General features: G+C 56.1%; 8 protein-coding genes and 1 pseudogene. 8 read left to right on the top strand and 1 reads right to left on the bottom strand.

Annotation, left to right across the window (positions count from 1 at the left end; all coding sequences use genetic code 11):
• Positions 1-16 precede the first annotated feature (16 nt).
• A pseudogene (locus C0R07_RS11240) lies at positions 17-186 on the top strand (transposase); the annotation flags it as partial.
• 249 nt (positions 187-435) lie between these two features.
• Here C0R07_RS11240 and C0R07_RS11235 read toward each other — a convergent pair.
• Positions 436-909, bottom strand: a complete 474-nt coding sequence (locus tag C0R07_RS11235) for a very short patch repair endonuclease (RefSeq protein WP_302476391.1) — start codon at positions 907-909, stop codon at positions 436-438.
• Between the two features lie 29 nt (positions 910-938).
• Here C0R07_RS11235 and C0R07_RS11230 point away from each other — a divergent pair, with 29 nt between their 5' ends.
• From C0R07_RS11230 to C0R07_RS11200, 7 genes are all read left to right on the top strand, one after another.
• On the top strand, positions 939-2,516 hold the full coding sequence (locus C0R07_RS11230; protein WP_102788942.1) for a DNA cytosine methyltransferase: 1,578 nt from the start codon (positions 939-941) through the stop codon (positions 2,514-2,516).
• Between the two features lie 40 nt (positions 2,517-2,556).
• Complete coding sequence (locus C0R07_RS11225; RefSeq protein ID WP_167390363.1) at positions 2,557-4,677, top strand: sigma-70 family RNA polymerase sigma factor; 2,121 nt, start codon at positions 2,557-2,559, stop codon at positions 4,675-4,677.
• Positions 4,640-6,178, top strand: coding sequence for an ATP-binding protein (locus tag C0R07_RS11220; RefSeq protein WP_343125362.1), 1,539 nt, complete (start codon positions 4,640-4,642; stop codon positions 6,176-6,178). The genes C0R07_RS11225 and C0R07_RS11220 overlap by 38 nt, the downstream gene beginning before the upstream one ends.
• A 10-nt stretch (positions 6,179-6,188) precedes the next feature.
• Complete coding sequence (locus C0R07_RS11215) at positions 6,189-9,158, top strand: Z1 domain-containing protein (protein ID WP_102788939.1); 2,970 nt, start codon at positions 6,189-6,191, stop codon at positions 9,156-9,158.
• Positions 9,139-10,167: a PD-(D/E)XK motif protein gene (locus C0R07_RS11210; protein WP_102788938.1), complete on the top strand. Its 1,029-nt coding sequence runs from the start codon at positions 9,139-9,141 to the stop codon at positions 10,165-10,167. The genes C0R07_RS11215 and C0R07_RS11210 overlap by 20 nt, the downstream gene beginning before the upstream one ends.
• A complete protein-coding gene (locus tag C0R07_RS11205; RefSeq protein WP_102788937.1) occupies positions 10,158-11,951 on the top strand; it encodes an AIPR family protein in 1,794 nt (597 codons plus the stop codon). The genes C0R07_RS11210 and C0R07_RS11205 overlap by 10 nt, the downstream gene beginning before the upstream one ends.
• Positions 11,952-12,031: 80 nt before the next feature.
• Positions 12,032-13,198 carry a hypothetical protein gene (locus tag C0R07_RS11200; protein ID WP_146027602.1) on the top strand — a complete coding sequence of 389 codons (1,167 nt, stop codon included), beginning with the start codon at positions 12,032-12,034 and terminating at the stop codon, positions 13,196-13,198.

Raw genomic sequence — 13,198 nt, 5'->3', positions numbered from 1 at the left:
CCTCAATGACAGGGAGATCGGACGTGAAGAACGCCTTTCCGAGGAACAGATCATCGGCTTCCTGCGCGAAGTTGAGGCGCGCATGGCCATCAAAGTCCTGTGCCGCCAGCAAGGCTTCAGCGAGGCTTCGTACTATCTGTGGCGCAGCAAGTTCGGCGGCATGAGTGTGTCGACGCCAAGCGGCTCAGCGGCTGACTCCAGCGGCTCAGGCATTAGGCAATTGCTCCTATGGGCACCCGGCGCGACTAAAGAATCAGCGACAGGGGCTTCTACCCTGGTATGATCCCGTCATGCGTCGGGGGGCGCGGCTCAGGCATTCAGAGTGGAGCACTGAACCCTGCCGCAGACAGATTGGGGCCGACATCCTGGATCAGGAGCGGCGCCCTTTTTGAACGCGAAAATGAACAAGGGAATGATCGTAGACAGATGGATTTTTCACGATTGACCACCATCCAAGTCTCCACAGATTACTGTGCCGTCGCTGGCCCGGATCTCTATTCCCTTTCGGCCACTGGATATCCATTCAGAAAGGCAATCACTCGCGGCACTGGAGTCGAGTCGGATAGCGCACTCCCATACAACTGCCACGCGCCAGCTCATGTCCAGAAGCGACCTGACTACCGCCAGGTCGCGCTGTCGATTGGCGGAGAGTTTTGCATCCCAGAAGTCTGCTCGTGTCTTCGGCAGTCTGAAGAGAGGGCAACCCTCATGGCGATGCCAGAAGCATCCGTGTACGAACACCGCGGCCTTCCATTTTGGAAGCACAAGGTCAGGCTTTCCTGCGAGGCCCTTCGCATGAAGTCGAAAGCGGAACCCACGCGCCCAAAGTTGCCTTCGGACAGTGACCTCCGGCTTAGTGTTCCTAGCCCTGATTCTCGACATCAGTGCTGACCGAACAGCCGGGCTCATCACATCAACCATCTAGCAGAGACTCCGTCTTGACCGCAGTACGTAAGCCCATCGGTGTAATTGATATCTTTGCCGGCCCCGGTGGCCTGGGCGAAGGGTTCAGCAGCTTCAAGCCCGAAGAAGGTGCCAAGTACCCCTTCGAACTCGCGGTATCCGCTGAAATGGAGAAGTCTGCGCATTCGACTCTCCGTCTCAGGGCCTTCTATCGCCTTCTCATCCGGCAGGAAGGCCAGGTCCCGCAAGAGTACTACGACTATCTGGATGAAACTGCGAAGGGCGACGCCCTTCCTCCGGCAACACACTTCGGACACGGTCGATGGAGCGACCTGTGGGCTGAAGCCGAGCGAGAAGCGCTCAACCTCACCCTGGGAGAAGAGCGGGACAATCAGGCCCTCTATTCACGGATCAACGAGGTCAAGGATCAGTACGAGAAGATGATCCTCATCGGAGGCCCCCCGTGCCAGGCTTACTCCGTCGTAGGCCGGGCTCGCCAGCGGCATGTGGAGGGGTTCTCCTCAAAGGGCGACAAGAAGCATTTCCTCTACAAGCAATACCTGGGTCTTCTTGACGAGTTCTCACCCGCTGTCTTCATCATGGAGAACGTCAAGGGAATCCTGACTTCCAAGGTTGGCAACAAGGAGATGTTCGCTGCAATCATGCGCGATCTCTCCGACCCTGCTACAGCCCTGAAAAGGGAAAAGAAGGGGGGAAAGAACGGGTATCGCTATGTGCTTCTTCCTATCCACGTTGAGGAGAATCAGAAGCGGACCAGCGAACTTGTCGCGGAGGATCCGTCTGCATTCATCATCAAGTGTGAGAACCACGGAATTCCACAGGCGAGACACCGGGTCATTATCATGGGTGTCCGGGAAGATCTTCTTCCCGATGGAATCGAGGACTTGCCCGGCCTCAATGCCGCAGAGCCGGTCAGTGTAAAGAAAGCCCTCGAGGGGCTTCCCAGGCTGAGAAGCGGACTGAGCCGCAAACAGGACGATCCCGAAGAATGGCGGAAGGCCATGGAATCGGAGAGGGATCGCTTGGTCCGGATTCTGGGCAAATCCCATCCAGAGCTGATCGAGAAGCTCAGCTCGATTGTTCCATCCGGCGGGCTTCCGCGCGGCTCGATCAAGTACACCCAGGACAGCAACCCTTACGTCAAGCAGCTCAAGAGCGACTCGCAGCACTCCGTGCTCAACCATGAGACTCGGGGGCACATGAAATCCGACCTCGGGCGCTACCTCTTCTGCGCGGCATTCGCGCGCGAGCACGACAGATCACCGACCAGCCGTGACTTCCCAAAGAAGCTCGCGCCTGATCACTTGAACTGGGAAAGTGGTTCGTTCTCGGATCGCTTCCGCGTTCAGCTCAAGGGCAAGCCTTCAAATACGGTGACCAGCCACCTTTCGAGAGATGGTCACGCGTTCATCCATTGGGATCCTCGCCAGTGCCGAAGTCTCACGGTCAGAGAGGCTGCCCGGCTACAGTCGTTCCCGGACGACTATGTTTTCCTCGGCAATAGGACTCAACAATTTGTACAGGTCGGAAATGCAGTTCCGCCTTTGATTGCCAGACAGATCGCCCGAGTCGTGTGGTCGATACTCAGCTAGGCGAAGGGTTCAACAGGGGGAACCAATGAATCAAGGGGAAATGGAGTCCCTGGGCTCTACAGGTACCCGGGCTGGCAGTGAAGCCAGCGCCGGGGACAAGCGGCAATCATCGCTGAAGCCGCTCCTTCGACTCGCCGCGCTTCGCGGCGATGCGGAGCATGTTCTGCGCTACCTTCAACTCGGGGGTGACGTAGAAGCACGCGACCAGCAGGGGCGGACACTACATATGCTTGCCGCATCCAAAGGGCATCTGGATCTCTGCCGCCTGATTTCGGAGCATGCTCTCGAAGTTCAGCGGCTTGCAGTCCAGAAGGCTGACGATTCACCAGCCACGCTGGACGGCCTCTGGAGCAATGAAGGTGATGGTGAGGCCGAGGAATCTGCTCAAACGCGAGCCACTGACTCCAGACAGAACTCCTCTCCCGACGGTGCTGAATTCGAATCCGAGTTCTTTGCCACTTGGGAGGAAGAAGTCGCGACCGAAGCGCCGCTGGAGGATCCCTCGCTTCGATCGACAATACAGGTCGTGCAGGAGGTCATTTCCAAGCACGTAATTGTCGATAACGATGAGGACTGGAATGACCTCGCGAAGCTACTCCCAAGTCACGCCGAAATTTCACTGGTGCGGGAGCTCAATCACAGCTCGACACATGGACTCTTCGAAGCGCTAGTTCATCGCGCCCAGATGGAGGGCAACTTCAATCCTCTTGACCTTGAGGTCATCTCCCGTGAGATTGAAGGCGATGAGAGGGGCGATGTACTTCGCCAGCTCACTGTCCTTATGGGCCAGATTGACGCCGTACCGGAAGTCGATGATGAGTGGCTACCTCCTCTGCATCTAGAACAGGAGAGCGAACCAACATCAGACAGCGATATCGGTGAATCGGAGCAGTTCATGCAGGATCTCGCGTCCATGACGAACGATCCCTACTTCCACTTCGCAAAGATTGCCCAGTCGTCTGTCCTGCTTGACCGTACGGGCGAAGAACGAATGGGGCTTCTGCTGGACTTGTCCCTCAAGGATGCGTATCGCGCCATCGCAGAGAGCCCCCATGCTGTCGCGTCGATAGCAGGCCTAGCCACAGACTTTGAGCGGGGTCGCGTCTCAGTCGGCCAAATCAGCCACATCAGCAGCGAAGACGATGAGCGCGCCAGCGATCTTCTCGACGCCTCGGATGACGCCGATGATGATCCAGCCCCGGCCCGGCCCGTCAGTGGACTCAACCTGAGCGACATGCTGGAAAGCGCACGCTGCGGATGTTTCGCCTTCCAGGAAAATCCAGACAACCAAGGTCTTGCTAGGGATGCATTGACCGCAGTATCTGCGCTGGAGCTGACCTCATCGACCGTTAAACGGTTTGACAAGGAGTTCAGGGCAGCTGGGTGCACAAGCGTACTACTGCGTAGAGCGGTGCAGCGTCTGTCGCGCCTCGAGCTCGAGATGTTCCATGCAAACGTTCGACTCGCAGTGCACGTGGCAGACAGCCACGCGTGGAGCACGCTGCCACGCATGGATCGCATTCAGGAGTGCCTGATAGGCCTGCTCAAGGCTATCGACAGATTCGATTACGCAAGGGGCAACAAATTTTCTACGTATGCAATGTGGTGGTTGAAACAGTCCGTTGGACGGGCCATCGGAGACACAGCGCGTGTCATAAGGTTGCCCATACACGTCATGGAAAAGGTCAACAAGGTTTCGAAGGCAGTCAGAGTCCTTCGTGAAGACTCATTCGATGACGTGCGCGCCGATGACATCGCCAAGGTCTGCGATCTATCAGTTGGAGATGTAGCAAAGTTGCTGAATGTGGCGCACGACGCGGTCTCTTGGGACCAGCAGGATGAGACAGCAGATTTGGTCCTCGCCACTCCAGATACCTTTCAGCCGCCTGAGGAAGTCACTGATGGATATCTGCGTAGGCGAGCGATCGATGACTGCCTAGGTGCGCTTGGTTCAAGAGAAGCTGAAGTCATCCGACATCGGTTTGGATTGATCGACGGCAACGACAAGACATTGGAGGAAGTCGGCCAGATCTTTGGCGTGACTCGAGAGCGGATACGTCAGATTGAGTCCAAGGCGCTAAGACTGATGCGCCACCCATCGCGACGCCTCAGGGAGTTGGTCAATGGAAAGCCGGAGGCTGACGATGCAGCAGAACAGTAAAGGTAGGCCGCAAGGCCGAAATGCTCCCCCCAGGGCTGACGCCATGGTTGAGGCCCTGCGAGGCCTGGGCTACACGACGGCCACGGCACTAGCAGACTTGGTGGACAACAGCATCTCTGCTGGCGCCAGCCAAGTGGAGATCGGGTTCAATTGGTATGGAGTAGACAGCTGGATATCCATTGCCGATGACGGTAGAGGCATGAACGATGCTGAGCTCTTCAGCGCGATGCGCCTCGGCGACCGCAACCCATTGGACGCACGGGGGGCATCGGACTTGGGTCGCTTTGGCCTGGGATTGAAGACAGCATCCTTTTCACAAGCCAGAAGGCTGACCGTTCTGAGCATCAAGGATGGTCAATCGAGCTGCCTGCGCTGGGATCTGGATGTCCTTGCTTCAGATCCTGATGGCGAGTGGCACCTTCTTGATGGACCCGAGTCATCCTCAGAGCCACGCCTGGTAACGCACACTGCCCAGTCATCAGGGACAGTAGTCCTGTGGGAACAACTCGATCGGATTGTCACTGAAGGCTTCACAAGCAGGCATTTCCTTGACCTCATTGACGACGTGGAGCGCCACCTCGCAATGATCTTCCACCGCTATCTTGACGGCAGCGGCCCCGGCATTGAGCTGCGGCTCAACGGGAAGGCAGTTAGACCATGGGACCCATTCCTGTCGTCAAATCCGGCAACCTGGAGGTCCCCCGAGTCGAGCGTTGGCGAAGGTGGTCTGAGAATCACCAGCCAGGCCTTCGTGCTGCCCCACAAGGACCGCCTCAACGACAAGGCCTACGCTGAAGCGGGCGGAATCGAGGGATGGTCGAGTCAGCAAGGCTTCTACATCTATCGTGGACGGAGACTTTTGGTTGCAGGCAGCTGGCTCGGCCTGGGACGTGGACGCTCCTGGTCCAAGGACGAGGCTCACAGGCTCGCACGCATCCGGCTGGACCTGCCCAACGATCTTGATGCGCAATGGAAGATCGACATCCGCAAGTCATCCGCTCATCCTCCCGCTGCACTGCGGGATCAGCTCTACCGCTTGGCCGAAGACGCGCGCGACAGGGCGCGCAAGGTATTCCTGCATCGGGCGCATTCGAATTCATCGCTGGGCCGCCGCGACGAGGTTGTACCCGTGTGGCAGTCGAGAGAGACGGTGACAGGGCGACGCTACCGTGTCGACCGTACGCATGCAGCGGTGAAAGAACTGCTGGATGACGCAGCGTACGGCACCAAGGTTGAAGCGATGCTGCGTGTCCTCGAAGAAACTATCCCCGTGCAGAGAATCTGGCTTGAAGCTGCGGAAGGCGGAGAGCATGCAAAGGGGGGATTCACAGGGGAGCCCGACGACTCAGTTCGAGAGGTTCTCAATGTGATCTACCGGAGCCTGGTGGAGAAGAAGGGCATGTCGCCGAGCATGGCAAAGCGGCAGCTTCTAAGAACCGAACCCTTCGATCTCCACTCAGAGCTGGTCAAAAATTTGCCGGACAACATCTCCAAGGACTGAAGAGAGAACCATGAGTGACTCAAGCGAAAGCAGCGTTATCAAGATTGTCCAGGAGCTTCTGGCTGGCGAGAAGGATTCAGGACCTATCACTCCCACGTTGATTGACGAGAAGATCAGCCTGGTGCTGATGATGAATCGAAAGTGGGCAGCCGATCTTGATCGTGACGCTGTTACGGACGAGCTCATCCGACGATTCAGTGTATGGATCGGTGATGACATCAGTCTCTCCGACGATCGTGGCCATGAACCCTGGCTCGACTCCTCCAGGAAAGAGGACTGGCGCTACTGGCAGCGGTATCGGGAGATGATCGAGAAGGACTTGTCCTGGGATATCGCTGACAACCTGGACAAATCAACTGACAAGATTCTAGGGATGCTTGAGGATCCTCTGCGTGAAGGCCAGTGGAGTCGCCGGGGGCTTGTTGTCGGGCACGTGCAGTCAGGCAAGACAGCGAGCTACACCGGCCTTGTATGCAAGGCGGCGGATGCGCAGTACAAGATAATCATCGTCCTCGCCGGCCTACATAAAAACCTGCGATCCCAGACCCAGATACGCCTAGAGGAAGGCTTCCTCGGGTATGAGACCAACTCTACGCATGATGTGCTCAAGCGCGTGGGCGTCGGCTTGATCGACAGTGACCTGTCCATCAAGCCCAATTGCACTACAACACGAGCTGACAACGGTGATTTTGGTGAGTCAGCTGGAAAGCAGTTTTCGATCAGCCCCGAACAGCGGCCTTGGCTGTTTGTCGTCAAGAAGAACAAATCGGTACTTGCCAGGCTTCTCAGGTGGATTCAGACGCACGTCGCGGACGCTCCTGTTCCAGGCGCGGAGCCCGCCTCCTCGAACACGAAAGAGCTCCCCATCGTGGCCAGAAGGGCGACCAAGTTCCCATTGCTCATCATTGATGACGAAGCTGACAATGCCTCAGTTGACACTGGTGAAGAGGTAGTCGACGAAGAAGGAAAGCCCGATGAGGAACATGATCCAACAGCGATCAACAAACTGATCCGGCGCATACTGAATTCATTCTCGCGCTCAGCGTACGTGGGCTACACCGCCACGCCTTTCGCAAACATCTTCATTCATGAACGCGGTGAGACACGCAACGAAGGTCCTGATCTCTTCCCATCCGCCTTCATCCAGAACCTGGCGGCACCGGACAATTACGTTGGCCCTACGACGATGTTTGGGCGCGCGTCCCCGGAGGGTCGCAAGGGACAGCTTCCTCTGACCCAACCGGTGGGCGACTACCAGTCAGACGACAAGACAACGGGATGGATGCCGACGGGCCACAAGATCGATCATGTTCCGGTGTGGAGCAATGAGCACGCGCTGCCACCAAGTCTAAGAGAGGCAGTCGACTCCTTTATCCTGGCATGCACTGTCAGGAAGCTCCGTGGCCAAGGAAGGAAGCATAGCTCGATGCTCGTTCACGTCACACGATTCAACAACGTCCAGAAGGTGGTAAAGGCTGACATTGACGATTACGTCAAGCATGCCCGACAGGCGATTGGGCGCGGGATCGACCACGCCGACGTTCTATCCAGTCTGCAGGAGCTGTGGAATCGTGACTTCCTTCCTGCTTCTGCCGCGGTTCGTGAGCTTGGGTTGGGTGACCTTCCCAGTGCAGATGCTACTTGGCAAGACATCGCGTCTGCGCTGCCGGGAGTACTCGATGACATCGAAGTGCGAATGATCAACGGAACTGCCAAGGATGCCTTGGATTACGAGCAGAACAAGGATCGAGGCCTCAAAGTCATCGCTATCGGTGGCGACAAGCTTGCACGCGGCCTTACGCTGGAAGGCCTCTGCACCAGCTACTTCCTGCGCGCATCAAAGATGTACGACACGCTGATGCAGATGGGTCGGTGGTTCGGATACCGTCCGGGCTACCTTGATCTCTGCCGTCTCTATACATCCCCGGACCTCATCCGCTGGTTCAAGCATATCTCTGATGCATCAGCAGAGCTGAGAGAAGAGTTCGATCTCATGGCCAATTCTGGGGCCACGCCGAGGGAGTTTGGGCTGAAGGTCCAGTCGCATCCCGAGATGATGGTTACGTCGCAGATCAAGATGCGGAGCGCGAAGACACTGCACCTTTCGTACAGTGGAGAGCTTGTTCAGACAGTCAGCTTCCCGACTGATCAACCGACTCTGAATCGAAACCTGGATGCAGGTAATCGGCTTGCCGTGCAAATGGGAAAGCCTGAGGAGAGCAACCCCATAAAGGCGGCATTCCAAGGGGGCTCCAAGGAATGGCAGGGGCATCTCTGGCGAGGTGTCGACTTCACAACCGTAGTCGACTTCCTTGACAGCTACAGCACACTGTCAGCCGCCCACCGGGTGAACAGCAACGTGCTTGCTCAGTTCATCCGCAAGATGGCGGAAACAAACGAGCTCACGGAGTGGACAGTGGCTGTTCTGGGGACTCAATCGGGTGAGCCCTATGAGCTTGCTCCAGGGATTAGTGTTGGCATGGCGCGCAGAAAGGCGGATTCGATGGAGGGGAGCCGGTACTCGATTGGCGTCCTCCTTGATCCGACCGACGAGTCAATTGACGTGAGCCAGGATCAATGGGACGCCGCGCTCGCGCTCACCGTGTCCACTTGGGAGAAGAAGGAGGAGAAGAAAAGTGCTTCGGCTCCGGACACCCCCAGTGGCGTGGCGCTGCGCCGAGTTCGAGGCAAGGGAACTTCGACCGTGACGGCGGAGCCAGAGAAGGGCCTGCTGATTCTGTATGTTCTTGATCCAGCTCGTGCGGGCGCCAAGATAGGGGCAGATTGGGAGCGCCCGAAGAACCTTGCAGGCGCCCCACCCGTCTTGGCATTTGCCGTGAGCTTCCCTGGAAGCAGCTCGGATATCAAGGTTCCCTACAAGGTGAACAACGTCGGTTGGGAGAGCGAGTATTCCGACATCCCCGAGTACGTCATCAACAGCATCGGCTGGGAGGATATGAATGCTCAGCTCCAGCAGTGACACAGAGCTGGTCGCCGCGTGGCGCGCCTTGAGCGGCCTTGCCACAGGGGATGGCTGGAAGGTTATCGAGCTTTTCAGCATCGGCAACTGCTGCGTCATGGCAGGCCGTCGTGGTGCGCGGAATGAAGAGAGCGTCTTGGTCGGCGTCAAGGGAAACGTGCCATCCCAACCATTTCAGCTGCCACGCGGCCAGGGGTTCAGCCTCATAAGCACAGAGCTTCAGGGCCACCCTGCAGGCCATTCGTGGTTTGCCCTGGTTCGACAGGAGTCGGGATCGCTTGAGCTCTTTACCAAAGTGGCGGTAGATCTGGTGAACCTGATGGAGAGCACGTCCGCTCAGGACGGCTTACGGATTCATAGTGCAATGATTTCCAGGATCCGTGCCTGGCAAGCCTTCATGAAGCGCGACAGTGATGGCGTTCTTTCCACGGAGGAAGAGATTGGGCTCTTTGGAGAACTCTTGGTTCTTCAAAACCTTCTGGACGATGGAGTTTCAGAATTCGACGCTCTCGACAGCTGGGCCGGGCCTGACGACGGGCTACACGACTTCCTGCTTGGTGATGGTGCAATCGAAGTGAAGACAACCCTGGCCCCGGCAGGATTTATCGCAAGGATTTCCAACCTTGATCAGTTGGATGACAGCCTGCACCAGCCCCTCTTTGTTGCGGCGGTTCGTCTGGTTCAACTGAGTGAGGGATCAACCCTTCCCGACCTAATTGACCAAGTGGCTGGACGAATCCACGATCCTGGCGCATCTGCCTTGCTGAACAGTCGGCTCGTCTCGGCTGGCTACATGGACATGACTCGAGCCGAGTACACAAGGCGCTTCCGGTCCAGTGAGCTCACATATCGAATCGTATGCGCTGACTCGCCTCGCCTCACTCGTTCCAGCGTGCCCGCAGCAATCCATGAGGCACGTTACTCGCTCGATCTGGATGCATTTCCGATTGCGGCGTCCACTTACGCTGAAATTTCGACTAGTCTTGGAGTGAAGAATCAATGGAATTGACCGATTTCCTTTCGCAGATTCGCGCGGAAGTACAGGATGAAATAGAGGATCGCATGTCCGTTTCGGGGGCCGCCTATCCCTATCCGGAGCTGGTTTTCGCCGAAATTACGATGCGCCACATGGAAGAAGTGGGCATGACGTACGAGCCACAGGTCTGCCACGTTGATACGCGCGTCCATGTGGGAAACATCAGGCTAAGCGGATACTCCATCTCTGAGGACGGGGAACGCCTTGACCTGTTCGTGACGTCCTACAAGGATTCGGACACGGTCCAGGCCGTCCCGGACTCTGAAGCAAAGCAAGCAGCGGAGTACTGCTTCCGGTTTCTTTCCCAATCTGCCCAGGGAAAAATGACGAAGACGCTCGATCCATCGAACGATGCGTACGAACTCGCGGTGCACATTGAACGTGGCTATCGGGACTTCGAGGAAATCCGGATCTACGTGCTGACGGATGGCCAGGTAAAGACCAAGAACTTCAAGTCGCAGGAGGTCGGAGGCCGGACCGTACGACTTGAGGTGATGGACATCGAGAGGCTCAACCGCCACCTGTCAGAGGGAAAGCCGAGGGACGAGCTGGTAGTCAATTTTGCAGAAGTGGCAGGCACCCCGCTCCCGTGCGTCTATATCCGGGGCGAGGAGGACAGCTATGACTACGCGATGACGGTATTCCCGGCCGACGTGCTTCGCCACCTGTATGACAAGTACGGCGCCCGTCTTCTTGAAGCAAATGTGCGCTCGTTCCTGAGCGCCACTGGAAAGGTGAACAAGGGTATCCAAGCCACGTTGCGCTCAGAGCCTGAGAAGTTCGTGGCCTACAACAATGGCATTGTGGTGGTTGCCGACGAAGTCAGCCTAGGAAAAACCAGCGATGGTGGCCCTGGTATTGCATGGCTGAAGGGCATGCAGATCGTTAACGGTGGCCAGACGACTGCATCTATATACTTCACCAAGAAGAAGTTCGCAGACACCGATTTGTCCAAGGTCCAGGTGCCAGCCAAGGTTGTGATCCTCAAGACGGACAACTCCGCTGCGGAAGAGGCGCTTATCAGCGACATCTCGCGGTTCGCGAACAGCCAGAACACTGTCAAGCAGTCTGACCTTTCTGCCAACTCACCATTCCACGTTGAGCTCGAGAAACTGTCTGACAGCGTCTACCTCCCAGATGGTGTCGGCCGCTGGTTCTATGAGCGTGCCTCCGGCAGTTACAACACCAAGTTGGCGCGAGAGGGCAGCACGGCTGCGAAGTATCGGACACTCAAAACCTTAGTCATTCCTCCTTCGCGTCGCCTAGTCAAGACAGACCTTGCTAAGTTCTTGAACTCTTGGGATGGACGACCTGACCAAGCGAGTCTCGGTGGGCAAAAGAACTTCGCACGCTTCATGGACGATGTTAGAGAGCGCGAAGAGAGGGGAGAATCTGCGGTCCCGGATGCAATAGGGTTCAAGCAGATGATTGCGAAGGTCATCATTTTCAAGCAGATTCAGTCGCTCGTTCGGCCACTGTTTCCTGCATTCCAAGGCAACGTTGCTATCTACTTGGTTGCTCTTCTGTCCCAGCAGCATGGTTCAGGAGTTGATCTGATGCGAGTTTGGGAGCAACAAGGCCTCTCAGAGAGCTTCAAAGATCAGATCCGAGTTTGGGCGAAGGAGGTGAATGCAGCACTTCATGCCTCCGCCAAGGGAAAGATGATCAGCGAGTGGGCAAAAAAAGAAGAGTGCTGGCTCGGCTTGAAGAGCATTCGGCTTAGTGACATTGGAAAATCAATCCCTGAACTGAGGTGAAGATTTTGAGATTTATCTCCTCCGCATGTGCGCAGCAGCAATAAGCCCTCCAAGCTTGAGACTAACCGGAATCATCAGCCATGGAAGTTAAATCAGTACTTGAAGACCACAAAGTTAGAGCGAAGAGCATACTCGTTGAGATGGAAGTCCAGCAGTATCTGGTTCTGGCGGAGCACTTGATAAATTCAAACCCCTTTCAACGAAAGAGGGTTAGAGGTTCCAAGACGGTCTACTCGTTACTAAAGCGAGACTTCCTCGAAGGATGCGTTATCCCACCGATCGTCTTGGCGTATACAAAAGATGGAGGTGACTTCGCAAGCAATCCAATGAAAGCCTTCCATGAAGAGAAAACTCATTTTTCACTCTTGGATGGCCTCCAGCGCACATACACCCTGTTGGACCTTCGAAGCGAGATTGAGGATCCAGAGGTCTTGACGACCTTCATGAAAAGACGTATCCGGTGCGAGATCTATCAAGGGATCGATCGTCTTGGAATTCTATATAGAATGCTGACGTTGAATACCGGCCAGACCACAATGTCATTGCGGCACCAGGTCGAGATAATGTACATAGATTTTCTAGACACAAGGATTGAGCACGTTCAGCTGCTCCGTGAACCAGAAAAGACCAGCAGGGCTTTGAGCGCCTACAGCTTTAAAGATGCCATCGACGGATTCAATGCGTACATAGCAAGGAGTGAATCGCCCCTTGATCGAGGCGAGATCCTCGACAACATTACCAGCCTAGAGAATATCTCGAAGGAAACAAGAGATAAGGATCTGTTTCGCGACTTTATTCTTGCGTGGGACAGGTTTATTGTCGCCATCGACGGGCTAGCCCTGAGACTTCCAGATGACGATTTGGAAGAGGACCTGCGCGGGGACGAAGATGGAAATGCATCGCCCCGCAACTGGGGCTCGACCGGCCTTCGCGCTTTCAAAAGACCGCAGGCTCTATCCGGATTTGGAGCCTCAGTATCAATACTCCGGGATGCTGGTGACGACGTGTCTCTCTCCTTGCTCGATTTTTCAACCCTAGAGATTGGCGGTGATGGAGATGAGTTTATGCTCTCGCTGAACAGATCCATCTCAACACTGAATTCAAGGGCCAAGCGTATTGGCAATGCTCAGCGCTTGTATTTTCGCCAGTTCTTTAGGGCTTTGGTTAGCCCCAGCTCTGGTTCATTTATGAATTTAGTTAAATCCGAGTCCGAGGCGATGACTAGCAGCTTGAGAATCGGCATTTAA

The sequence above is a fragment of the Stenotrophomonas bentonitica genome, from assembly GCF_002887735.1.
GTDB classification, from domain to species: Bacteria; Pseudomonadota; Gammaproteobacteria; order Xanthomonadales; family Xanthomonadaceae; genus Stenotrophomonas; species Stenotrophomonas bentonitica_A.
Note: the sequence above shows the minus strand (reverse complement) of the source record. Positions and strands in the feature narration are given on the sequence as shown.